Raw genomic sequence first — 22,672 nt, 5'->3', positions numbered from 1 at the left:
TATGGTCGGAGGTGCTCGGCATCGGGTGCGACCAATAAGCCTCGATTGCAAGCGTAGACAGTTGCATTCACTGCAACTTGCGACCGTTTGCCAGGCGGAGTATCGTCCCAAGAGCGTTACTGGTAGGGCCGAATGTCGCAGGGTGCACTATTAGCCTTGGGGTTAGTTCAGTCAGCACTGTATGATCAGTGCATGCTGACCATTGCTTCACGCCTCGACGTTATGAACCGGCTCGGCCGGGCCATGGCCGACCCGACGCGCTCCCGCATCCTGATGACCCTGCTTGACGGCCCCAGCTACCCAGCCGTGCTCTCGCGCGAGCTGGAACTGACCCGCTCGAACGTCTCGAACCATCTGACCTGCCTGCGCGACTGCGGCATCGTGGTCGCCGAGCCGGAGGGGCGACAGACGCGCTACGAGATCGCCGACCCGCACCTCGCGGCGGCACTGACCACGCTGGTGGATGTGACGCTCGCTGTGGACGAGAGCGCGCCGTGCGTCGATGCCGACTGCACTGTGCCGGGCTGCTGCGGAGTCGGAGCGAGCGCATGAGTGATGTGACGAAGTCCCAGGTGGAAGGCGTCGAACTGGACGATGACGATGACGACCACGACGGCCCCTGGTGGACCGACCGCGGGATCATGGTCCCGGTCTTCTCCGGCGTCGCATTCCTGACCGGTCTCGTCCTGGAGTGGTCCGGGCTGGAGATCCCGGCGCTGGTGGCGTTCTGGATTGGTCTGCTGCTGGGCGCGTCGACGTTCACGCCGGGCGCGATCCGGAAGCTGTTCAAGGGCAAACTGAGCATCAGTCTCCTGATGACGATCAGCGCGATCGGCGCGGTCATCCTCGGCTACGTCGAAGAAGCCGCCGCGCTGGCGTTCCTCTACTCGATCGCCGAGGCACTGGAAGACAAGGCGATGGACCGCGCCCGCGGTGGACTGCGGGCGCTGCTCAAGCTCGTCCCGGAGACCGCGACCATCCGCCAGGACGGATCCTCAGTGGAGGTCGCCGCGAAAGACCTCGTTGTCGGTCAGCTGATGCTGGTGCGGCCGGGCGAGCGGATCGCGACCGACGGCGTCGTCCGGACGGGGCGCTCCAGCCTGGACACCTCCGCGATCACCGGTGAGTCGATCCCGGTGGAGGTCGAGCCCGGGGACACGGTCTCGGCCGGCGCGATCAACACCGCGGGAGCGCTGGAAGTCGAGACGACCGCAGCGGGCACCGACAACTCGCTCACCACCATCGTCGACCTGGTCGAGCAGGCGCAGGCGGAGAAGGGCGACCGCGCCCGCCTCGCCGACCGCATCGCCCGCCCCCTCGTGCCCGGCGTGCTGATCCTCGCCGTCCTGGTCGCCGTGATCGGTTCGCTGTTCGGCGACCCCGAGCTGTGGATCACCCGCGCCCTCGTCGTCCTCGTGGCCGCGTCGCCGTGCGCGCTGGCGATCTCGGTCCCGCTGACCGTGGTCGCCGCGATCGGATCGGCGAGCAAGTTCGGCGTGATCATCAAGTCCGGTGCCGTGTTCGAACGCTTCGGCGTGATCCGCCACATCGCCGTCGACAAGACCGGCACCCTCACCCGCAACGAACCGGCCGTCACAGCCGTGCTCACCGCCGACGGGATCACCGAGGCGCAGGCGCTGGCCTGGGCCGCCGCGCTCGAGCAGCACAGCACCCACCCCCTCGCGGCAGCGATCACCGCCGCCGCGCCGGATGCCCCTGCGGCCGATGCCGTGACCGAGCAGGCCGGGCACGGCATCGAAGGCAAGCTCGACGGCGCGCGGATCACCGTCGGCAGTCCCCGCTGGCTGGACGCCGGGACGCTCGGCGACCAGGTGGCAGTCCTGGAGGAGCAGGGCATGACGGTCGTGATCGTGCACCGCGACGGTTCGCCTGTCGCTGCGATCGGCGTCCGCGACGAGCTGCGCCCCGAGGTCCCCGAGGTCGTCCGCACTCTCGCGTCCCAGGGCATCGGCGTGACGATGCTCACCGGTGACAACGCCCGCACCGCCCGCGCCCTCGCCGCGCAGGCCGGGATCGAGGACGTGCGCGCCGAGCTGCGCCCGGAGGACAAGGCCGCTGCGATCGGCGAACTCGGCAAGAACGGGCAGGTCGCGATGATCGGCGACGGCATCAACGACGCCCCGGCCCTCGCGGCGGCGGACATCGGCATCGCGATGGGCGCGACCGGGTCAGATGCCGCGATCGAGTCCGCCGACGTGGCGTTCACCGGCCACGACCTGCGGCTGCTGCCGCGCGCGTTCGACCACGCCCGACGCGGACGGCGCATCATCAACCAGAACATCATCCTGTCCTTGCTGATCATCACCGCGCTGCTGCCGCTCGCTTTGTTCGGCGTCCTCGGCCTCGCAGCCGTGGTGCTGGTGCACGAGATCGCAGAGGTCGTCGTGATCCTCAACGGCCTGCGCGCCGCCCGGACTCGGAAGAGCGTCGCGTGACCGCGCAGGACGCCGCCGTCGAAGGGACCAGCACGCAGGAGCACAACCCATCGGCAGGGGGCAGACGTGCCCTCGGCCTTGCGCTCATCGTGGCCGTTCTTGCCCTGGCCGTGGACCAAGGGTCGAAGGCCCTCGCCGTGGCGCAGTTGACGCCGGGCGAGCGGATGCCACTGCTCGGCGACCTGTTCGGATTGTCGCTGGTCTTCAACCCCGGGGCCGCGTTCTCGCTTGGCTCCGGGGCCACCTGGATCTTCACGACCGTCGGCCTGCTCGCTGCCGTGATGGTGGTCGTTTTCGCCGTGCGGCTGCGCGGTGCCCGGTGGGGCGTCGCGCTGGGCATGGTCCTCGGTGGCGCGGTCGGCAACCTCATCGACCGGCTCGTGAATCCACCCTCGTTCGGGCAGGGGCACGTCACCGACTTCCTCGCCTACGGAAACCTGTTCGTTGGGAACGTCGCCGACGTCTTCGTCGTCGCCGGCGTCGGGCTGGTCTGCGTGAACCTGCTCCTACCGACTCCTCGCACGACAGCCGAAACCGACCGAACGGAGCCCGCTTCATGAAGGTCGAACTGCTGCACATCGTCGACTGCCCGAACACCGCCGTCGCCGAGCAGCACGCGCGCGCCGCGCTGGACTCGCTGGGACTCACGGACGTGCCCGTCGAGCTGGTCACGATCCACAGCGAGGCCGAGGCGGCGAACACCAGGTTCGGAGGCTCACCCACGGTCCTCGTCGACGGCGTCGACCTGTTCCCGACGACACCGGTTCGCTCGCTGGCGTGCCGGGTCTACGCGACGGAGGGCGGGTTCGCCGGAGCTCCCCGTCAGGAGCAGATCGAAGCGGCGTTGAGCTCACGAACCGCGTGAGCAGTGAGAGGGGGCGAGCTTATGGGACGCTTAGGTCGGTGTTGAGCGCAGGGCTGGGTACTCCGACCACTCGCCTCCGGACAGTCGCGCCCAGGCGGCAGCTGATGAAGGCGTGATCCCGAGCAGGTCGGACACAATCCGAGGATGCAACTGACGAGTGAGGTCCATCAGCGCGGTGACACGGGCGCTGCCGGCGAGGAGCCCTTCTTTGCGGAGTCGACGGCTGAGTGGTCCGGGGGTGAGTGGCCGGCCGGGGTTCCTGCCCGGGAAGAGCCAAGTGTCGGAGCGGTTGCCGTCGAGCAGCTGGACCATTGCTTCGGCGAGGACTTCGGGCAGCTCGATCGGTTCGGTTCCGACCGTCAGCGTCATGGGGCGCACGGTCGCATCGACCTGTGCACGGGTGATCGCGGCGATGCGGGTCAGGTGGAGTCCGTAGAACAGGACGAGCAATCCACTGACTCGCGTCACGGGATCCATGTCGTCTCGCGTGATGAACGCGCGCGCCATCGTCCACCGATGGTCGGCGGCGTAGTCGCGCCCTTCGAGGCGATGACTGCGGAACTCGACCCGGAGGCGGCTCAGGCGGTGCCGTCGCAGCCACCTGGTGAACGGCGCGAGGGCGTCCCGTTGTGAGGGCGAACCGGTGAGGAAGCCGTCGAGCGATCGCTGCGGGTATGTCGTCAGCGTTTCGCCGCTCGTGCGGATCTGCTGCAGGAGGGCCGCGCACTGCTTCAGCGCCGCCCGCACCTTCTGATAGGTGGAGCCGGATCGGACGGCCGTTTCCGGCCTGCCCCTGAGCGATCTTCCCGACGGCAGCAGCTCCCAGCTGCAGTACCGCCTTAGGAGGAGCCGGTCTTCGGGATGGGGGACGGTGGGAAGCCACCGTTGGAACCAGTGCTCGAACCTCGCCGCTTGGATGTCGAAATCGGGCAGCACGCCTGAGCGGATGAGGAGCGAGAGCAGGAATGCCACGGATTGCCCGGCTTGCGCTCTGGTCATGATCGCGTCCGCGGTGAGGGCCAGCGTGCCATCGGCGAGCTCGCGGAGGACGACCGCGCAGCGGCTCTTGTGCAGCCACCGCTCGAGGGAGATCGCACTGCCGTGGTGCGTCACCAGATACTCCGCGAGCGGGTGCAGCTCGGGGCGGATCTCTCCGCTGTCGTCAGCAAGCAGTTGCTGGATGGCGATGGGTCGCCGGCATTCCACGCATAGCCGGTGCTTGCGCACCTCTTCGATCGTCCCGCATCCGGGGCAGGCCATCGTGACGGGAGCTCCTGCGCACTCGGCGCAGACCTTGTGCCCGTTCATGAAGCCAGTGAGGAACACTTTCCGCCCGCACTCCGGGCACGGCTGGGGGCGTCGCATCGCGTAGTAGCAGCGGGCGCAGACCCGTCGGCCGTCCAGGTGCGTCGCTACGCGGCCCGGTTCCCCGCAGAGCTCGCACATCTTGACCGGCGCGGTGTAGCACGCGAGACAGACGAGCGCGGGGCGACGGACGATAATCGTGGCGTGCTGCCCGCATCGCGAGCAGTCTCCGAACGACCGCGGATCGGCTCGCCAGCAGTCCCGGCAGAACCGTTGCCCGTCGACGGTGCGCTGCACGGGCTGAACTCGTCCGCAGCCGGCGCACGCGACCGATCGGGCATTCCGTTCACAGCGCGAGCAGTGGCGACCGCCGCTCGGCGTCTTGTGAGGCATCCGAACGGCACGTCCACAGGAATCGCATGTCGGCAAGACGACCTGCCCGGCCCCCTCGTTCACGAGAGCGTGGGCCAGATCCTGCACCGTCACCGGTACGTTCCGGTGTCGCCCTTCGAGGACTCCAGGTTGTTTGAGGAGTGCGAGTTCGAGACGCCGTTGGGTGAGCGGCACGGGTGCGACTTCAGCCACGATCTCAACAAGGCGCTCCACCGGGATCTCCGGCGCGATCGCGTGGACGAGCCCGGCGACCTCAGCAACCCTGGGCTCCTGCGGAGGCTTCGCCACCGCGGCCTACTTCGAGCGCGGGCGACGGATCGTGGCCCGCACGGGCCGCAGATCGCCGATCGCACCCCGCGTCGCCTCTTCACCCACCGCGACCGGGGCCGCAGCCTCCCGGCGGGTGACCTGCACGAGGTCGTCGAGCGAGCACTCCAACGCGTCGCACAGCGCGGCGAGCACGTCGATGCGAACCCGCTGCGGTGCTTGCGTCACCAGTCGGTACACCTGTTCCCGGGACAGGTCGACGCCCCGCTCCTCGAGCAACGGCTTCAGCTTGGAGGTCTGGAAGATCCCGCGCGAGGCCATCACGCTGCGGAGGTTCCATGCGGTCTCGAGCTCAACGGTCATCTGCTTCTCCTTCGATGAGGGCCTTCAACGCGTCCGCGAGTACCCGGTTCTTGAAGTCCGAGCTGACGGAGGCGTAGATCGAGGTCGTCGAAGCATGCATGTGCCCGACCTGCTCCTGGACGAATCGGTCGGCGTAGCCGAACTCGAGCAGGTGCGTCACGTACGAATGCCGGAGGCTGTGCAGCGTCAGGGCCTTCGACAAGCCGGCCTCGTCCCGCAGCTCCGCGAACCGCCGGTCGAGATAGCCGGCCGACAGCCGGGTGCGGCGCTCCGTCACCCACAGCGCGTCAAGATCACTGCCCGGGGCGAAACGATCGCGCGCCTGCTCCACCCACTGCTCCATACCCGTCACCCACCAATCGAACTCCGGCACCAACAGCACGGTCCGTCGTCGTGGCGCGCCACCTCCCGCGGCCTTCGCCCACCGCACGTGAATCGCGCCATAGCGGCCCCACTGCCGCATCTTCGCGTTGTAGTGCAAGTCAACCGTGTCGAGCATCACCGCTTCTGTGCGCCGCAACCCGAACGCGTAGACCGTCTTCAACAACTGCGCATCGCGTAGCGCGCCGAGCGCCCCTTTCCGGCCTGACCCGACCAGCGCCTCAACGCGCGCATCAGCCGTGTCGAAGAGACGCTCCACCTCGTCATAGGTCAACGGGCGACGCTTTCCATCCCCCTCGAACTCGAACCGATGCGCGACGGTGTTCCACGGCAAGCACACCTGCGACGGAATCTCCCCGAACTCTCGCTCGCAGATCTCCATCCAGTCATACAACGGGCTCGTCAGGTACTCGCAGAATCCATGGATTGAACCGTGGTTGTTCCGCAGCGTCGACAACGCTCGAACCCGGCCCATCGAATCGGCAGTGAACTCATCGACGTCTGCGACGGTCCACTTCCAAGGCGGCTTGTCGACGAAGTCGCGAAACCGCGTGACAGTTGCCAGTCGATTTTGGATGGTCTGCTCACGCAACCCACGAGAACGCTGCTGGCTGCGCCACCCCTCCACCATCGCGTCGAAGACCTGCTGCTCCGGGTTCGCCAACGCGATGTTCGACGCCGACGTGAGCAGTCGAAGAGACGCAGGAGAACCACCAAAATCTTTCATTAGATGCAACAAAGTACGACAGGGTGCATCACCGAGTCAAGCCGAACGGACAGATTCCCGACATTCCGCTGATACGGTCGGAGCATCAAGGCCTGAGAAATCCCAGTAGTCCTCGCCAGCAGGTGTAGACAGTTGCATTCACTGCAACAGTCGATGGTTTGTGGTGCGTGGCTCGTGGGCTGTGAACATCCGCAAGTTCCTGCCGAAGTATCGTTCGCTCCAGGCGTTGACGGAGCAGGGCATGATGCCTCCGGCCGTCGCGGAACTGCTGCGTGCGGCGATGAACGACGGCCGCAGCGTGATCGTCTCCGGAGCGACGCATGCGGGCAAGACCACGATGCTCGGTGCGCTGCTCGCATCGTGCGTCGACTCGCAGCGCATCGTCACGGTCGAGGAGACGTTCGAGCTGGCGGTCCAAGGTCCTGATCTCGTGTCGCTCCAGGGACGCCAGGCGAGCCTGGAGGGCACGGGGGAGATCACGTTGCGCCGGCTGGTGAAGGAGGCGCTGCGTATGCGACCGGACCGTCTCGTCGTCGGCGAAGTGCGAGATGCGGAAGCCCTGGATCTGGTGCTCGCACTCAACACCGGCGTTCCCGGCGCCTGCACCGTGCACGCGAACTCTGCAGCGGAGGCCATCGAGAAGCTGACGATCCTCCCGCTCCTGGCCGGGCGCAACATCGACCGCTCGTTCATCGCGCCGGCGCTCGCCGCGTCCATCGATCTCGTCGTGCACTGCGTCCGAGACCGGGCGGGGCGGCGATATGTGCAGGAGATCATCGCTCCTACCGGCGACGTCGACGAGGGAGAGGTGCGGATCGAGCAGGTGTACCGGGCCGAGGATCGCGGCGTCGAGCTCATCATGGAGCGCACCGCCGTCCACCCGGTCGGAGCGTCATCGTGACGGTGCTGGTCGGAGTCATGCTCGCGGCAGGGATGCTGCTGTGCGTCTCCCCGTGGATGTGGCCGCCATCCGACGATGACGTGACGAAGACGAGACGGGGACGCCTGATGCGTCTGAGCGAGGAAGCGGGCATGGACGGGCTGTCGCAGCGCGCACTTCTCGCCGTCGTCGTCGCGATCGGGCTGATCGCTGCGTCCGGCGCGTGGCTGTTGACGGGCATCGGCGTACTCTCCGTGCTCGCGGGTCTCGCAGGGGCGGCCGCTCCGATCGTGTTCCTGCGCGGGCGGCGCACACGCCTGCGACGACTACGTCGTCAGCTCTGGCCGGATGTGTGCGATCTCCTGATCGCGTCGATCCGCGTGGGCTTGTCGCTTCCCGATGCCGTCGCGAGTCTGTCGGAGTCCGCGCCGAGGATGCTGAGGCCGGCGTTCGTCGTGTTCGCGCGAGATCTACGAGCCAGCGGCAGGTTCGAGACCAGCCTCGATCGCCTCAAATCCTCGCTCGCCGACCCCATCGGCGATCGAATCGTCGAGACCCTGCGGATGGCGCGGCAGGTCGGCGGCACCGAGCTGATCAGTGTGCTGCGGGCGCTCTCCAGCTCCGTGCGAGCGGATGCGGCGCTCCGAGGGGAGGTCGAGGCACGGCAATCCTGGATTCGCGGCGCCGCGGTCCTCGGGGCTGTCGCGCCGTGGGTGATCCTGGGGCTGCTCGTGCTCCGACCGGAGGGGGCGGCGGCGTACGGCACTCCGGAAGGCGTTCTCGTGATCTGTCTGGGAGCGGCGGTCTCCGTGGTCGCCTTCCACATCATGGTCCGTATCGGTCGGCTGCCCGAGCCGCGGCGGTGGTTCGGATGAGCGGGATCTCGGTGCTCGCGAGCGCCGTCCTGATCGGGTGCGGGTTCGCCGCCGGGGTGCTCAGCCTCCTCTCCGCGCTCCCGCGGTGGCGGGCGGCATCGCTGGCCGTGCGGATCGGCCCCTACGTGCGCGACGTCGTCGCCGATGATCGTCTGCCCCGCGGCGTCCTGCCTGCTGCGGGGGCGCTGCCTGCGAGCGGGCGGACGCTGTGGGACCGGGCACGATACGCGTTCGAAAGGCTACTCGGCGGGGGAGAGTCGCTCCGACAGCGTCTGGCACAAGCCGGAGTGCGGACCGACCCCTCGGCATTCCGGGGCAGACAGCTGGGGTGGGGCCTCGCCGGAGCAGGTGCGGGGGCGGTCGCGTTGACGGTGCTCGCGCTCACGGGGCGCCTGTCCGTGCCGACGGGCGTGATGCCGCTGCTGTGCGGGGTGGGAGCTGCCGCCGCCTATGACCTGCAGCTCTCCGCGCGGGCCAAGGCGCGACGAGTGCGGCTCACGGACGAGCTGCCGACGACGCTCGAGTTCCTGGCCCTCTGTCTGTCGGCGGGAGAGGGCTTCCTCGATTCGCTGCGCCGCGTGTCCGAGGTGGGTTCGGGGGAGCTCACCGCTGAACTGCGTCACGTCGTGCTCGCCGTGGGTACCGGGTCGCCGCTCGCCGATGCGCTGAACGAGATGGCGCGACGCCTGCAGCTGCCGGGCCTGTCACGGGTCGTCGATCAGGTGATCGCCGCACTCGAACACGGTGCACCGCTCGCCGCGGTGCTGCATGCCCAGGCCTCGGATGCGCGCGAAGACGCGAAGCGTGTGCTGATCGAGCAGGCGGGGCGCAAGGAGATCCTGATGCTCCTCCCGCTCGTCTTCCTGATACTCCCGCTCTCCGTGCTCTTCGCCGTCTATCCCGGGCTCTTCATCCTCCGACTCGGCATCGGCTGAGCATCAACGAAAGGACCACCATGATGACACCCACCTGCGACCGCGGGCGACTCACATCGACGGGAACCACTGCTCGGCTCCGCGCATTCTTCGCGGACGAGACCGGAGACGTACCCGGCTGGGTCCTCGTCACATTGATGACAGCCGGTCTGGTGGTGCTGATCTGGGCAGTCGCGGGGCCCGCGCTCACGTCGCTGTTCGAGCAGGCGATCCAGCGGGTGTCGGGACTGTGAGATGAACGACCGGCGTGTCTGCGCGGATGATCGCGGATCGGCTCCGGTGGAGTTCGTCCTCGTGGGTACGCTGCTGACCGCGCTCACGCTCGCGGTGCTGCAACTCGCGTTCGCGGTGTACGTGCGCAACGTGGTCCACGATGCCGCCGTCGAGGGGGCATATCACGCTGCTCTCGCCGACACGACCCCAGAGGAAGGCGCGGATGTCACCCGGGAGGTCATCTCACGCGCGGTCGGGTCGGAGTACGCCGACGACATCCGGATCGGGGTGTCCGGTGCCGCACCGTACGAGACGGTCGATGTCCGAGTCCGCACGACGTTCCCGCTGCTCGGACTGATCGGCCTTCCTCTCGCGATGGAGGTGGAGGCGCATGCACCTGCCGAGACGTTCGGTGAGGAATGACGAGGGATCGGCTGCCCTCGAGTTCATCGCGGCCGGGGTGATCCTGCTGGTCCCGCTCGTCTACCTCGTGATCGCGCTCGGCACCATCCAGGAGCAGACTCTCGGCGCGGAGGCGGCAGCGCGGCACATCGCCCGCGTGATCGCTCGTGCACCCGACGCGACGACGGCAGCGAAACGGAGCGATGCGGTGCTCGCCGGGATCGTCGAGGAGTACGGTCTGGACGAGGACACGGTCGATCTGACGCTGTCCTGCACACCGCAGTCTCTCGAGTGCCCGGCGGCCGGTGCGACGATCGTCGTCTCCGTGGCCACGCGGGTGCGGCTGCCGCTGATGCCGGAGATGATCGGTCTCGACAGGGCCACCGCCGTCCCCGTGCAGGCCGAGGCCGTGCAGAAGATGTCGAGGCAGTGGGGTTCGGAGCGATGAGGTCGGATCGCCGCATGCTCCGCTCCGGGATCGAGCAGGACGAGGGGAGTGTGCTGCTTCTCACACTCGGGTATGTGCTGCTCGCGCTGGCCGTGATCTTCGTGTGTGTCTGTGCCACCGACCTCTACATCGCCCAGAAGCGGTTGGATGCGCTCGCCGATTCCGCTGCGCTCGCCGGAGCCGACGGTTTCACGCTGGCCGTCCGCGACGGCACGGTGCGCGCCGAGCTGACCGACGCTTTCGTCGAGGAGCAGGCCGACGCCCTGGTCGCTGCGCTGCCGGGGGAAGCCTCGCTGGTAGCCGCCGGTACACCGGACGGGGTCACGGCGCGCATCACGGTCGCCGGGGAGTGGCATCCGCCTCTGGTATCACTGTTCGTCCCCGAGGGAGTCCCGCTGGAGTCGACGGCCACCAGCCGCACCGCTCTCCGGTGAGAACCTCGCTCAGCACGGGTCGTGCAGTTGCGCGAGCAGTCCGTGGAGTCGCGGCAGGAGCTGTGGCGGCACCTCTGCGGGCAGCGCGTCGACGGGCCACCAGCGGACGTCCTCCGATTCCTCGCTCACGGTGAGCGCGGCATCTTTGTCGACCACGACAGCGATCCCGATGTCCAGGTGCGACGAGCACGCGCCGAAGCCCGACAACAGGCCATGGTGGTCGAGGTCGTACGCGGGCGCGACGTCCGCCGGGGCCACCACGATCCCGGTCTCCTCACGCAGCTCCCGCAGGGCTCCCGCCACGACCGAATCGTCACCGTCCTCGACGTGGCCGCCCGGCTGCACCCAGAACTGTCCCTTGCGGTGGAAGACCAGCAGGGTGTGCCGGAGGGTGGCGTCGAACACCACGCACGATGCCGTGAGGTGGTCGGGCCCCGCGTCTCGGTGCACAGGCCCTCCTGCGACTCCGAAGAACGACGCGAAGTCTGCCTGCGCTGCGCGGTCTCGTGCGGAACGGGGGACGAAGGTCGCGACCAGGCGGTGGGCATCCGCCTGGAGGTTTGGGATCATTCCGGCTCTCCTTCCGGTGAGCTCTCCCCGGACTCCGGTCGTGCTCGGGGGACGAACTGCGGGATCCAGCGCAGGAAGCCGAGAGCGCCCACCAGCCCGACGGCGCCCATGGCGGCCGCGGCGAGCGGCAGCGACGCCACAGCCGTGATGGCCGAGACCAGCAGCGGGGCGATCGCGCCGCCCGCATCGGTGAGCGTGCGCCACGAACCGAGGAAGGCCGCGGGATCCCGCTTCGGCGCGACATCCGCCCCCAGCGTCAGCAGGATGCCACTGGACAGTCCGTTGCCGACGCCCAGGACCGCAGCGAACATGCCGAACCACAGCACAGCCGCATCCCCGTCGTGCGTGAACGACAGCGCCAGGAAACCCGCTCCCATGAGCACCATCGCGGGCATCGCCGCCCACAGCCGTCCGAAGCGGTCCATCACCTGACCGCTCGCATAGAAGAGCGCGAAGTCGATGGCCCCGGAGACGCCGACGACGAGGGCGATGGTCGAGGCGTCCAACCCCAGCGACAGCCCCCACAGGGGGAGCACGACCTGGCGCGCAGACCGGACGGCGGAGAGCGAAGCGGCGGCGAGTCCGAGGCGCCCGAGCACGGCACGCTGACGCCACATCGTCTGGAAGATGCCCAGGCGTTCGACCGTCGGGATGGACCCGCTCACGGCTTCGCCGGAGTCCTCCGGATAGCGCTCGCGCGCGGTCGTCGTCACGGGTGGGACCATCTTCTCCGGATCGGGGCCGAAGAGGACCAGTGCGACCATCACCACGAGACAAGCGAGGAAGAACCAGATCGCTGCGCTCTCGCTGCCGAAGAGCTGCAGCAGGGCGGCGGCGACGAACGGCCCGACGAAGATGCCGAGGCGGAAGCTGCCGCCCAGCAGCGAGAGGGAGCGGGCGCGGAAGGCGACAGGCACCCGGGTGGTCATGAACGCGTGCCGGGCGAGGCCGAAGGCCGCCGCGCAGATGCCGAGCAGGAACACCGACGCCGCCAGCACCCCGAGCGACGGCGCGAACACCATTCCGACACCGGCGACGATCGAGATCACCCCGGCGATCACCATGGTGTAGCGCTCGCCGATCCTGCCGACCGCCCACCCGGCGGGGAGGTTCCCGCACAGCTGGCCGATGACGAGGCACGAGGCCACGAGGGCGGCGAACGCGACGTCGGCTCCCATGGACGCGGCGAGCACCGGGATGAGCGGGATCACCGCACCCTCGCCGAGTGAGAAGAGGATCGTCGGCAGATACACCATCGGCCCGAACTGTCGAAGGACCGTCGATGCACTGCTCACGACTTCACGCTACTCCCGTTACCCGGAGCCCCCGGACGACGCAGTCCCCGCGCGGGCGGGCGGCACGTTAGGCTGAGGTGTCATGCTCGAACTAGATCTCTCCGCCGAAATCCAGGCGCTCAGGCACACCTTCGGCGACATCAGCGAGGTCGTCGATGTCTCCCGTCTCCGCGACGACATCGCGCGTCTCAGCGAGGAGGCCGGCGCTCCCGACCTCTGGGACGACACCGAGAACGCGCAGAAGGTCACCAGCGCGCTGAGCCACCGTCAGTCGGAACTCGCGCGCATCACCGGCATCGCGCAGCGTCTCGACGACCTCGAGGTTCTCGTGGACCTCGCCAACGAGATGGGCGACGAGGACTCCGCGCAGGAGGCCCGCACCGAGCTCGCCGCGCTCACGGATCTGATCAACCAGCTCGAGGTGCAGACGCTCCTCGACGGCGAGTACGACGAGCGCTCCGCGATCATCACGATCCGCTCCGGGGCCGGCGGCGACGACGCCACCGACTTCGCCGAGATGCTGATGCGCATGTATCTGCGCTGGGCCGAGCGGCACAAGTACCCCGTCAAGGTCATGGACACGTCCTACGCAGAAGGCGCCGGCATCAAGTCGGCGACGTTCGAGATCGACGCTCCCTACGCCTTCGGCACCATCTCGGTCGAGGCCGGCACGCATCGCCTCGCCCGTATCAGTCCGTTCGGCTCCGCCGACAAGCGGCAGACGTCGTTCGCCGCCGTCGAGGTCATCCCGCTGATGGAAGAGGCCACGGAGGTCGACATCCCGGAAAGCGACATCCGCGTCGACGTGTTCCGCTCCTCCGGCCCCGGTGGGCAGTCCGTCAACACGACCGACTCCGCCGTGCGGCTCACTCACCTCCCGACCGGCATCGTCGTGTCGATGCAGAACGAGAAGTCGCAGATCCAGAACCGCGCGGCCGCCATGCGCGTGCTGCAGACGCGACTCCTGCTGCTGCAGAAGGAGCAGGAGGCGGCGAAGAAGAAGGAGCTGGCGGGCAACATCACCGCGAGCTGGGGCGACCAGATGCGCTCGTACTTCCTCTACGGCCAGCAGCTGGTCAAGGACCTGCGCACCGGCCAGGAATCCGGCAACCCGGCGGCGGTCTTCGACGGAGACCTCGACGACTTCATCTCGGCGGGTATCCGCTGGCGCAAGCGCAAGACCGAGGACTGAGTCCACGAAGAAGGCCCCGGAGCGATCCGGGGCCTTCTTCGTGTCGGAGCGGTCAGCGGCCGGAGCCCTGCAGGGTGCCGGTCACATCCTCATAGCTGAAGAGGATGCACTGCACGGTGCGGTCTCCCTCCCGGACCCAGCTGCCCTTCGTGGGCTGGTAGTTGTAGAAGTCGAGTTCGGACGCCTCGTACGAGGTGCCGACATACGCCTGGAAAGCGTCGTAGCAGCCGTTCCAGGAGGTCTCGGTGAGGGCATCGTCGCCGGGGAACTCACCGCCGTCGACGTCGTAGATGAAGAAGACCTCGTCGGTGTGAGGCTGCTCGCAGGGCACGACGGGCAGCTCGGAGACCATCTCGTCTTCGCCATACACGACAAGCGGCAGGCAATCGCCGACTTCGAGAGCGTCGAACGGCGTCATCTCGGCGCCCTCGATCGAGGAGGGGTCCTGGCTCTCGGTGGCGGTACCTCCATCCGAGGGTCGTTCGCTGGGAATGGTGAAAGGACCGCCGCCGCTCGCCGGCGAGGGTGTGGTGGCGAGCACCAGCAGGGATACGGCGGCAGCCAGGGCTCCGCCGATCACGGCGACCGCGAGGCCGGCGATGCCCGGCCACTTCCGCGCGCGCAGGAACAGGGAGATGAGCGACATCACGAAGCCCACCGCGAGCAGGGCCCAACCGGCGATCGAGATCGGGGGGATGCATGCCGAGACCACGCCGATGACCACTGCCGCCAGGCCGCAGATGCCCACGACGGGGACTGCGGTCGGGGCTTGCGGGGTCGTGGTCGTCGGCCACGAGGCCGCCGGATATCCACCGTACGGAGGGTAGGCTGCACCGTTCGAGGGAGACGTCGACGCTGGCGCTGAGGGCGCGATCGTGTAGGGCGGGACGAAGGGCGCGGCCTCCACGTCTGCGGCGACACCCGCGGGGGAGGCGGTGTTCGCGGGAGCTTCCGGCGTCGGCTCGGCGACAGACGCTGCCTCCGCGCTCGATGCCGTGACGCCCGACTCCTCGACTGCAGCGGGGCTCCCGGTGACGACGTGCTCCGTCCACCGCAGCCCGTCCCACCACCGTCGATTCCCGGAGCCGTCGTCGTACCAGCCGGCAGGTGTTGTCATCAGGCGTTCCCGTGCGTCTTTCTCGGTCGGCGGTTGCGTGGTGAGGTCATCCTCGCGACGCCGGCCGTTCTGCGAGGGGCGGCCGTCAAGATGACGGTAGTGGCGGTGGTGCCCCTGTGTCGAATACTGGTCAGATCACACGCCGAAGGCCTCAGGAGCGGCGTGCTCCTGAGGCCTTTCCCTCGTGCTTCTGCCGGTCAGGGGACGAGGCAGACCGGCAATGCGTCGGCGAACACCTCAGTGAACGCCAGCGCGACATCAGGATCGCTGAACTCGGCGCTTTCACCTGAGGCGATGATGCGCAGCGTTTCGTCGTCGAGGTCGGAGATCGCGAACTGTTCGGCGAAGCAGGCGATGTGTTCCGGCGTGTAGCCCTCGGCTCCGGTGGACGCGACGATCGCCGCGATTCCGACGGCCAGTTCTTCTGCGGTGGGCCGGCCCGTTCCGGTCTCCGTGCCTTCGGTGTCGCTCGGAGCCGTCGCCTCGATCGAGGGCGACGAGGTCGGGAGCTTGTCGATCTCTTCGCTCACTCCCTGTGCGAACGCGAAGAGATACACGAACGACATCACGATGCCGATGATCGTGCCGACGACCGCCAGGATGAGGCCCGCGATGCCCGGCCATTTCTTGCCCTTCAGGAAGAGGGAGATGAGCGAGACGACGAACGCAGCGGCGAGCAGGACGAATCCGACGAATCCGACGACAGGGATGAACACCAGGATCGTGCCGAGCGCCGCGATGCCGAGTCCGACGAGCCCGAGAACCGAGAGCTTCTTGGGCTCCTCGGCGACCGGCTGTCCGTACGGGGCGGCGGCCGGGTAGCCCGTCGCGCTGCCCGGGTAGCCGGGTGCGACGCCGGGATACGCGTCGGCGGGCTGCGCAGGCACGCCTGCCGGGTACGCGGGAGGAGCCGCCGGGGCGGAGTAGACACCGAGGTCGTCGCTGAGCGGGGTCGTCGCAGCAGACGGGGCGTGGTCCTCGGGGATGACGACCGTCTCCTCGGAAGGACGGATCGCCGCGCCCTCGACCGGGGCGTCATCGATCGGCGTCGTCTCGGCGACGATCTGCTCCTCGGCGACGATCTGCTCCTCGGCGACGACCTGCTCCTCGGCGACGATCGGCTGCTCCTCGGAGGCGGCGGCAGTATCCGTGGCCTCAGGGGCGAAGTGCTCCGTCCACTGCTGTCCGTCCCACTAGCGCTGCCGTCCGGACCCGTCGTCGTACCATCCTGCGGGCGTTGTCATGGTTCCCCCTCGAAAGAATTCGGCGACCGCTTCGTGCGGCCGGCATCTTCATGTATAGCAGTGGCAGGTGACGCGGCACCGGCGCAGGATGCGAAGCGATCTCCATCCGCGCGGAGGAGGGACGTGCCACTGCGGGGTGTCGCTCGCAGCCAGAGCAGAGCCCGCGCTTAGGCTCGTAGCGCCATGATTCGGTTCGAGAACGTCACGAAACGCTACCGCGGGACGTCGAAGCCCGCCCTTTCCGGTGTCGACTTCGAAGTGCAACGCGGGGAGTTCGTCTTCCTCGTCGGTGCCTCGGGTTCCGGCAAGTCCTCCTGTCTGCGCCTCATCCTGCGCGAAGACGTCCCCACGTCGGGCCGGGTCGCGGTGCTCGGGCGAGATCTGCGCGCTCTCGCGAACCGCAAGGTGCCGTACTTCCGCCGTCACATCGGGTCGGTGTTCCAGGACTTCCGGCTGCTCCCGTCGAAGACCGTCTATCAGAACGTGGCGTTCACGCTCCAGGTCACGGGTGCTTCACGCGGCTTCATCCAGCAGGCCGTGCCTGAGGCTCTCGCCCTCGTCGGTCTCGACGGCAAGCAGAAGCGGATGCCCCACGAACTGTCGGGTGGCGAGCAGCAGCGTGTGGCCATCGCACGCGCTCTCGTCAATCGCCCGCAGGTGCTGCTCGCCGATGAGCCGACCGGAAACCTCGACCCCGCGACCTCGGTCGACATCATGCAGCTGCTCGCCCGCATCAATGCGGGTGGCACCACCGTGTTGATGGCCACTCACGAGGCGGGCTTCGTCGATCAGATGCAGCGTCGTGTGATCGAGCTGCGCGACGGCGAGATGGTCCGCGACGAAGTGCACGGCGGCTACGGCGACACCTCCAACATCCCGCGCCTCGTCCCGGAGGAGGTGCGTGGTGCGGCAGCGGCGGCAGCGCTGACCGCCGTCCAGGAGGTGCAGCGTCAGACGGCCGACCTCTCGGTGGTGCGCGCTGCCCTCGCACAGGAGCTCACCTCGCAGCGGAAGGCCGCAGCGACAGTCGATCGCGACGGTGAGACTGTCGTCCCACCGGCCCCGCGCACGGTCGAACCGCCGGAGCCGCAGCGCGCGCCGGCCGCGGACGCCGCTGCGGGCGTGGTCGAGCCTCCCGCCGTTGTCGAACCTCCCGCGGTGGTCGAACCCCCCTCGGCAGGAGAACCCGCGCCCGGTGCATGGCCGCGAACCCACCCGATCATCCTGCCGACGGTCGACGTCGCGGAGCTCGGTGTCGCGGATCGTCTCGGCCTCTCCGACGAAGACGACGAGGAAGTGGGCCCGACCTCATGAGAATCGGACTCATCCTGACCGAAGCCCTCGTCGGGCTCCGGCGGAACATCTCGATGGTGATCTCCGTCGTGCTGGTCACGTTCGTGTCGCTGACCTTCGTCGGCGCCGCGATCCTCATGCAGGGCCAGATCGGCGTGATGCGCGGCTATTGGGCCGAGCGCGCCCAGGTGGCGGTGTACATGTGCTCCGCCGTGTCGGAATCCGAGACGTGTCTCGACGGTGCGGCGAGCGAGGAGCAGGTCGCTGCCGTGCGCGCGCAGCTCGAGGGCGATGCGCTCAAGCCGCTCATCAGCTCGATGACCTTCGACACCAAGGAAGAGACCTACGCCAAACTCGTCGACCAGGTCGGCGCCGACCAGGCGAGCGTGCTCAGCCCGGACCAGGCCTTCGAGGTGTTCTTCGTGACCATGAAGGATCCCGGCCAGTCGCAGGTGCTCGCCGAGGCCTTCAGCGGCCAGGTCGGCGTCGAGCAGGTCAAGGACCAGTTGCAGTATCTGGAGCCGCTGTTCTCGGCATTGACGGTCGCGACCTACATCGCGGTGGGGATCGCCGTGCTCATGCTCATCGCGGCGACTCTGCTGATCGGAACGACGATCCGCCTGTCCGCGTATGCGAGACGCAAGGAGATCGGGATCATGCGCCTGGTCGGAGCGTCGAACCGCTTCATCCAGACCCCGTTCGTCCTGGAGGGCGTGTTCGCTGCCTTCCTGGGTTCGGCCCTTGCCAGCGCCGCGGTCGTCGCCGGCGTGCACTTCGGTGTGAACGGGTACCTGCGCGGGAGGGTGCCGTTCATCACGACCTGGGTGACGATGCAAGACGCCGCGCTGGTGGTCCCGGTGCTGATCGGCATCGGTGTGATCCTCGCCGCCCTGTCGGCCGGCTTCGCGATCCGACGCTGGCTGCGCACCTGATAGCCTGAAAGGCTGCTCGGTCGGAACGATCGATCGGGCTCATCACGGCACACAGGAGAGCATCATGCCCAGGGAACGCGGAGAGAAGGTCGTCGCGACCAATCGTCGCGCACGTCACGACTACACGATCGAGAAGTCGTACGAGGCGGGGATGGTGCTCACCGGCACCGAGGTCAAGTCGTTGCGCCAGGGACGCGCGAACCTCAGCGATGGGTATGCGTTCGTCAAGGGCAACGAGGTCTTCCTCGATTCGGTGCACATCCCGGAGTACTCCCAGGGGCACTGGACGAATCACTCCGCGAAGCGCATCCGCAAGCTGCTGCTGCACCGCGAGGAGATCACCAAGATCGCCCACGCGGTCTCGGCAGGGGGCTACACGCTGATCCCGTTGAAGCTGTACTTCTCCGACGGTCGCGCCAAGGTCGAGATCGCTCTCGCGAAGGGCAAGCGCGAGTACGACAAGCGGCAGACCCTGCGCGAGCGTCAGGATACGCGCGAGGCCGAACGCGCGATGCGTCTGCGCAACCGCGTGGGGGAGTAGCCTCCGCGCGGAGCGGCCGCCCTCACAGGCGCGGCTCGAAACCGAACACGTGGCCGAGGAACGTCAACTCCCGTTTGAGAGCGTCCACGATCGTGTCGGCACTGCGGAATCCGTGCCCCTCAGCGGGGTACAGCACGTACTCGTGCTCGACTCCGCGTGCCGCGAGCGCGTCGCGGATGGCCTCGGACTGCGAGGGGGGAACCACGCGATCCTCGCCGCCCTGCAGGAGCAGCACGGGTACCCCGATGCGGTCGGCGTGCGTGAGCGGCGAACGCTCGACATACAGGTGCTCGTCTTCGGGGAGGGGACCGACCAGTCCGTCGATGTACGACGCCTCGAAGTCGTGTGTCTCCGCCACGAGCATGCGCAGATCAGCGACGCCGTAGCGGCTGATCCCGGCCGCGAAGGTCCCGCCGCGCACCAGGGCCGACAGCACAGTCCAGCCGCCGGCCGATCCGCCGCGGATCGCGATGCGGTCCGGGTCGGCCAGGCCCGCGTCTGCCAGGCCGCGGGCCGCAGCGATCACGTCGTCGACGTCGACGATGCCCCACTGCCCGTCGAGACGTTCACGGTATGCGCGGCCGTACCCCGTCGACCCTCCGTAGTTCACGTCGAGCACGCCGATGCCGCGGCTCGTGTAGAAGGCGATCGCCTCGGAGGCAGCCCCTGTGACGTGCGCCGTGGGACCCCCGTGCACCAGCACGACGTAGGGCGGGAGCTCGTGATCGGACGCCGTCGTGCGCGGGTTCGCAGGCGGGTAGGCGAACGCGTGCACCGCCCCGTGTGGTCCATCGATCTCGATCGGCGTCGCCGGTGGCATCCACTCCGGGTCGACAGGAGCTCCGCCGCGCACCGTGACGACCTCACCCGATTCGATGTCGACGCACCACAGCCCGGCGGTCACCCGTGAGCCGTTACCAGAGAGCAGCACACGGGTGCCGTCGACATCATCGACGCTCACATGGCCATCGCCGGGGAACGGGATCACGCGGACGGCGGCGTCGGCAGCGCCTCCGGCATCGATCACCACGACCTCGTCGCGTCCGTTCGTGCGGACGGCGACGACACGACCGTCATCGAGCGGCCGGTACCAGCGGTTGCCGAGCACCCACAGCCCGTAGCCGGTATCGGCGTCCACCGGGGAGATCTGCTGTGCGGAGGCGACCGGGACGACTCCGTCCAGGGTGACGTGCTGCAGAGCCCAGCGCCCATCGGGATCATCGGCGAAGAGCAGTTCCGAGTCGCTCAGCCACTCCGGCTGCAGCGCCGCCCGTGAGGGGATCGTGTGCGGAGCGCCTTCGCCGACCTCGGCGATCTGCACCTGGGCGCCCTCCCACGGCATGGAGCCTCTGTCCCAGGCGACCCATGCGGCGCGGGTGCCGTCGGGGGAGAGCGCGGGGTGGGCGAAGAAGCCCTCGCCCTGCACGATCACCGTGAGGGCGGATGCGTCCTCGGCTGCGGAGCCGTCGACCGGGATCTCGACGATCGCTCGGAGATGCGGCGTGCTGGCGAGGTCTTCGCGCACGGCGAAGAGGCGACCGTCCTGCACGCGCAGGCCGCCGTGGGAGGGGCCTGGCGGTGTGAGAGCCACGGGGTCGCCGCCGATGCTCAGACGATGTACCCGCTGGTCTCCTGCGTCGACGAAGTACAGCGTTCCGTGCTCGTCCGCCGTCCAGGCGCCCCCACCGTATTCGTGTACGCGCGACCGCGCGCTCCAGGGCGCGGGCAGGATCTCGGCCCCTGACGAGCTCCGCACCGTCACCCGGCCCTTCTGCGCAGGCACGGACTCGCCCCACCAGATCTCCGAACCCACGAAACGGGCGCCGTCGATGCGGGGAGAAGACGCGGCGACCGATGCAGCGGAGTAGGGCGAGGACCAGGAACCGTAGGGGGACGACGACATGTCTCGAGCCTATGCGGCGTCGCAGCGGGCGTCGCGCGCTGAGGCGTGATCGGTCGACATCGACGGGCTCTATGCCCGGCGGCGAGTGCTTCTATTGGACGGGGTGTCACGCGGCGACTTATGTTCGGAGCGCCATCACCGGATGGCAGGGAGGGACGCCCTCCTCCATGGCCCGGTAGCGCGACAGCTATCGGGATTCCGACGTCGGAGGTCGCACGGAGCCGTGCGACCTCTGCTGGCCTGCGGCTCGCGCCGTCGCGCGCCCGACCCCTTTGGAGACCCCGAAAATGAAGACCGCATCCCGTGCCTGGATCGTCGCCCTCTGCTGGTTGACCGTCATGTTCGAGGGCTTCGACATCGTCGCCCTCGGCGCGACCATCCCCATACTCACAGACCCGGAGCTCGGGCACCTGGGCGTCACGGTCGCCGACCTCACGTTCGTCTCGACGATCTCCCTCGTCGGCATCGGCGTCGGGGCATCGGTGATCGGACCCCTCGCAGACCGCTTCGGGCGGAGGATCCCGCTGATCGTCTGCATCGCAGGCTTCTCGATCTTCACGATCCTGTTCCCGCTGATGCCGGATGTCGCCACGATGGGGCTGGTCCGATTCCTCGCCGGCCTGGGGCTGGGCGGCTGCATGCCGGTCGTCGTGACGATCATGCAGGAGTCGGCGCCGGGCGGACGTCGGGCGCATGCCTCGACGATCACCATGACCGGCTACCACGCCGGGGCGGTGCTCGCCTCGCTCGCGGCGCTCTGGGCTCAGGAGCACTGGGCTTGGCTGTTCTACCTTGGAGGTGCGCTGGGGCTTCTCACCCTTCCGTTCGTCATCGCCAAGCTCCCCGAGACGCATACCGCCCTTCCTCGGCACATCGACTCGGGACCGCGATACGGCATCCGCGACATCTTCACCGCCGGCCGTGCCCGCATCACCGTCGGCTTGTGGATCGCCGCCTTCATGGGGCTGCTGCTGGTCTACGGCCTGAACACCTGGATGCCCAAGATCATGGCGGGCGCCGGGTACAGCGTGTCCAGTTCGCTCGTCATGCTCCTCGTGTTGAACGTCGGGGCGATCGCCGGTCTGCTGATCGGCGGACGCCTGGGTGACGCGCGGGGCATCAAAGGCACGACCCTCGTGTGGTTCGGAGCGGCGGCGGTGCTGCTCGCCCTCCTGAGCATCAAGATGACCGATGTCTTCGTGCTGAACACGGTGATCCTGGTCACGGGCGCCTTCGTCTTCTGCGCTCAGGTGCTGGTCTACGGCTTCGTCGGATACCTGTATCCGAAGGCGATGGTCGCGACGGGGATGGGCTTCACCTCCGGTGTGGGGCGTCTCGGGGCCATCGTCGGGCCCTGGGTGACGGGGTCGCTGGTCGCAGCGGGGCTGGCGTACCCCTTCGGCTTCTACCTGTTCGCCCTCGTGGCGGTGATCGGATTCCTCGCGGTCGCCTCCATCCCCAAGCCGAAGGCGACCACGGCGGCAGCGTTGGCGGAACTCGAGCACGAGAGAGAGCCCGCCCCCGCCCCCGTGGACTGATCGGTGCCGGGGTGGTCCCGCGGTCACCCCGGCCGACGGTCGTCGCTGTCACCCATCGACAGCGTCTATGGAGAGCAGAGGCGGAATGTATTGGCATGTATAT

24 protein-coding genes are annotated in these 22,672 nt (G+C 68.3%); 16 read left to right on the top strand and 8 right to left on the bottom strand.

The genetic code is table 11. The features are described 5' to 3' along the window. The first annotated feature begins 192 nt into the window (after positions 1 to 192). The 4 genes from cmtR to RN51_RS06455 are packed head-to-tail and all read left to right on the top strand — an operon-like array spanning position 193 to position 3,321. Positions 193 to 552 carry a Cd(II)/Pb(II)-sensing metalloregulatory transcriptional regulator CmtR gene (cmtR, locus tag RN51_RS06470; RefSeq protein ID WP_045263233.1) on the top strand — a complete coding sequence of 120 codons (360 nt, stop codon included), beginning with the start codon at positions 193 to 195 and terminating at the stop codon, positions 550 to 552. After that, on the top strand, positions 549 to 2,456 hold the full coding sequence (locus RN51_RS06465; protein WP_197073193.1) for a heavy metal translocating P-type ATPase: 1,908 nt from the start codon (positions 549 to 551) through the stop codon (positions 2,454 to 2,456). The genes cmtR and RN51_RS06465 overlap by 4 nt, the downstream gene beginning before the upstream one ends. Continuing rightward, positions 2,453 to 3,016, top strand: a complete 564-nt coding sequence (gene lspA / locus RN51_RS06460; RefSeq protein WP_045263232.1) for a signal peptidase II — start codon at positions 2,453 to 2,455, stop codon at positions 3,014 to 3,016. The genes RN51_RS06465 and lspA overlap by 4 nt, the downstream gene beginning before the upstream one ends. Next, positions 3,013 to 3,321, top strand: coding sequence for a hypothetical protein (locus tag RN51_RS06455; RefSeq protein WP_045263231.1), 309 nt, complete (start codon positions 3,013 to 3,015; stop codon positions 3,319 to 3,321). Before lspA ends, RN51_RS06455 begins: the two co-directional genes overlap by 4 nt. Positions 3,322 to 3,351: 30 nt before the next feature. Here RN51_RS06455 and RN51_RS06450 read toward each other — a convergent pair whose 3' ends face one another. From RN51_RS06450 to RN51_RS06440, 3 genes are all read right to left on the bottom strand, one after another. Further along, positions 3,352 to 4,629: a hypothetical protein gene (locus RN51_RS06450; RefSeq protein WP_231579237.1), complete on the bottom strand. Its 1,278-nt coding sequence runs from the start codon at positions 4,627 to 4,629 to the stop codon at positions 3,352 to 3,354. A gap of 684 nt (positions 4,630 to 5,313) precedes the next feature. Next, a complete protein-coding gene (locus tag RN51_RS06445; RefSeq protein WP_017828522.1) occupies positions 5,314 to 5,649 on the bottom strand; it encodes a helix-turn-helix domain-containing protein in 336 nt (111 codons plus the stop codon). Beyond that, positions 5,639 to 6,694 carry a tyrosine-type recombinase/integrase gene (locus tag RN51_RS06440; protein ID WP_045263229.1) on the bottom strand — a complete coding sequence of 352 codons (1,056 nt, stop codon included), beginning with the start codon at positions 6,692 to 6,694 and terminating at the stop codon, positions 5,639 to 5,641. The genes RN51_RS06445 and RN51_RS06440 overlap by 11 nt, the downstream gene beginning before the upstream one ends. A 244-nt stretch (positions 6,695 to 6,938) precedes the next feature. Between RN51_RS06440 and RN51_RS06435 the strand changes: the two genes are divergently transcribed. The 7 genes from RN51_RS06435 to RN51_RS06405 are packed head-to-tail and all read left to right on the top strand — an operon-like array spanning position 6,939 to position 10,944. Beyond that, a complete protein-coding gene (locus tag RN51_RS06435) occupies positions 6,939 to 7,658 on the top strand; it encodes a CpaF family protein (RefSeq protein WP_231579236.1) in 720 nt (239 codons plus the stop codon). Beyond that, positions 7,655 to 8,512 (top strand): type II secretion system F family protein, encoded by an 858-nt coding sequence (locus RN51_RS06430; RefSeq protein ID WP_045263228.1) that lies wholly within the window; start codon positions 7,655 to 7,657, stop codon positions 8,510 to 8,512. Before RN51_RS06435 ends, RN51_RS06430 begins: the two co-directional genes overlap by 4 nt. Further along, positions 8,509 to 9,447, top strand: a complete 939-nt coding sequence (locus tag RN51_RS06425; RefSeq protein ID WP_045263227.1) for a type II secretion system F family protein — start codon at positions 8,509 to 8,511, stop codon at positions 9,445 to 9,447. The genes RN51_RS06430 and RN51_RS06425 overlap by 4 nt, the downstream gene beginning before the upstream one ends. Positions 9,448 to 9,470: 23 nt before the next feature. After that, entirely contained in the window at positions 9,471 to 9,680 is a 210-nt protein-coding gene (locus RN51_RS06420) for a hypothetical protein (RefSeq protein WP_156149124.1), read from the top strand. A 1-nt stretch (position 9,681) separates the two neighbouring features. After that, the gene (locus RN51_RS06415; RefSeq protein WP_045263225.1) at positions 9,682 to 10,083 is read left to right on the top strand and encodes a TadE/TadG family type IV pilus assembly protein; all 402 of its coding nucleotides are present in this window, start codon (positions 9,682 to 9,684) and stop codon (positions 10,081 to 10,083) included. After that, on the top strand, positions 10,073 to 10,510 hold the full coding sequence (locus RN51_RS06410; protein ID WP_231579235.1) for a TadE family protein: 438 nt from the start codon (positions 10,073 to 10,075) through the stop codon (positions 10,508 to 10,510). Before RN51_RS06415 ends, RN51_RS06410 begins: the two co-directional genes overlap by 11 nt. Positions 10,511 to 10,524: 14 nt before the next feature. Continuing rightward, positions 10,525 to 10,944: a pilus assembly protein TadG-related protein gene (locus RN51_RS06405; protein ID WP_045263333.1), complete on the top strand. Its 420-nt coding sequence runs from the start codon at positions 10,525 to 10,527 to the stop codon at positions 10,942 to 10,944. 9 nt (positions 10,945 to 10,953) lie between these two features. Here the strand turns inward: RN51_RS06405 and RN51_RS06400 are convergent, their stop codons facing one another. Next, on the bottom strand, positions 10,954 to 11,514 hold the full coding sequence (locus RN51_RS06400; protein ID WP_045263223.1) for an NUDIX hydrolase: 561 nt from the start codon (positions 11,512 to 11,514) through the stop codon (positions 10,954 to 10,956). Next, the gene (locus RN51_RS06395; RefSeq protein WP_045263222.1) at positions 11,511 to 12,770 is read right to left on the bottom strand and encodes an MFS transporter; all 1,260 of its coding nucleotides are present in this window, start codon (positions 12,768 to 12,770) and stop codon (positions 11,511 to 11,513) included. The genes RN51_RS06400 and RN51_RS06395 overlap by 4 nt, the downstream gene beginning before the upstream one ends. A gap of 121 nt (positions 12,771 to 12,891) precedes the next feature. On the opposite strand from RN51_RS06395, the gene prfB reads away from it, so the two are divergent. Further along, positions 12,892 to 14,001: a peptide chain release factor 2 gene (gene prfB, locus RN51_RS06390; RefSeq protein ID WP_045263221.1), complete on the top strand. Its 1,110-nt coding sequence runs from the start codon at positions 12,892 to 12,894 to the stop codon at positions 13,999 to 14,001. 52 nt (positions 14,002 to 14,053) lie between these two features. Here the strand turns inward: prfB and RN51_RS17940 are convergent, their stop codons facing one another. Continuing rightward, positions 14,054 to 15,118 (bottom strand): DUF2510 domain-containing protein, encoded by a 1,065-nt coding sequence (locus tag RN51_RS17940; RefSeq protein ID WP_052674618.1) that lies wholly within the window; start codon positions 15,116 to 15,118, stop codon positions 14,054 to 14,056. Positions 15,119 to 15,315: 197 nt separating this feature from the next. Next, positions 15,316 to 16,005: a hypothetical protein gene (locus RN51_RS18660; RefSeq protein ID WP_052674617.1), complete on the bottom strand. Its 690-nt coding sequence runs from the start codon at positions 16,003 to 16,005 to the stop codon at positions 15,316 to 15,318. A gap of 540 nt (positions 16,006 to 16,545) precedes the next feature. Between RN51_RS18660 and ftsE the strand changes: the two genes are divergently transcribed. The 3 genes from ftsE to smpB all read left to right on the top strand — a co-directional run bounded on the left by ftsE (position 16,546) and on the right by smpB (position 19,128). Beyond that, the gene (gene ftsE / locus RN51_RS06370) at positions 16,546 to 17,676 is read left to right on the top strand and encodes a cell division ATP-binding protein FtsE (RefSeq protein ID WP_045263219.1); all 1,131 of its coding nucleotides are present in this window, start codon (positions 16,546 to 16,548) and stop codon (positions 17,674 to 17,676) included. Next, positions 17,673 to 18,587, top strand: coding sequence for a permease-like cell division protein FtsX (ftsX, locus tag RN51_RS06365; protein ID WP_045263218.1), 915 nt, complete (start codon positions 17,673 to 17,675; stop codon positions 18,585 to 18,587). The genes ftsE and ftsX overlap by 4 nt, the downstream gene beginning before the upstream one ends. Positions 18,588 to 18,651: 64 nt before the next feature. Then, positions 18,652 to 19,128, top strand: a complete 477-nt coding sequence (gene smpB / locus RN51_RS06360) for an SsrA-binding protein SmpB (protein ID WP_045263217.1) — start codon at positions 18,652 to 18,654, stop codon at positions 19,126 to 19,128. A 22-nt stretch (positions 19,129 to 19,150) separates the two neighbouring features. Here smpB and RN51_RS06355 read toward each other — a convergent pair whose 3' ends face one another. Next, positions 19,151 to 21,031: a prolyl oligopeptidase family serine peptidase gene (locus RN51_RS06355; RefSeq protein ID WP_045263216.1), complete on the bottom strand. Its 1,881-nt coding sequence runs from the start codon at positions 21,029 to 21,031 to the stop codon at positions 19,151 to 19,153. A 287-nt stretch (positions 21,032 to 21,318) separates the two neighbouring features. Between RN51_RS06355 and RN51_RS06350 the strand changes: the two genes are divergently transcribed. Next, positions 21,319 to 22,569: an MFS transporter gene (locus tag RN51_RS06350; protein ID WP_045263215.1), complete on the top strand. Its 1,251-nt coding sequence runs from the start codon at positions 21,319 to 21,321 to the stop codon at positions 22,567 to 22,569. Positions 22,570 to 22,672 lie beyond the last annotated feature (103 nt).

The sequence above is a fragment of the Microbacterium oxydans genome (assembly GCF_000956405.1).
GTDB lineage: Bacteria > Actinomycetota > Actinomycetes > Actinomycetales > Microbacteriaceae > Microbacterium > Microbacterium oxydans_C.
The sequence above is the reverse complement of the archived record's forward strand: the minus strand, read 5'-3'. Positions and strand labels throughout refer to the sequence as shown.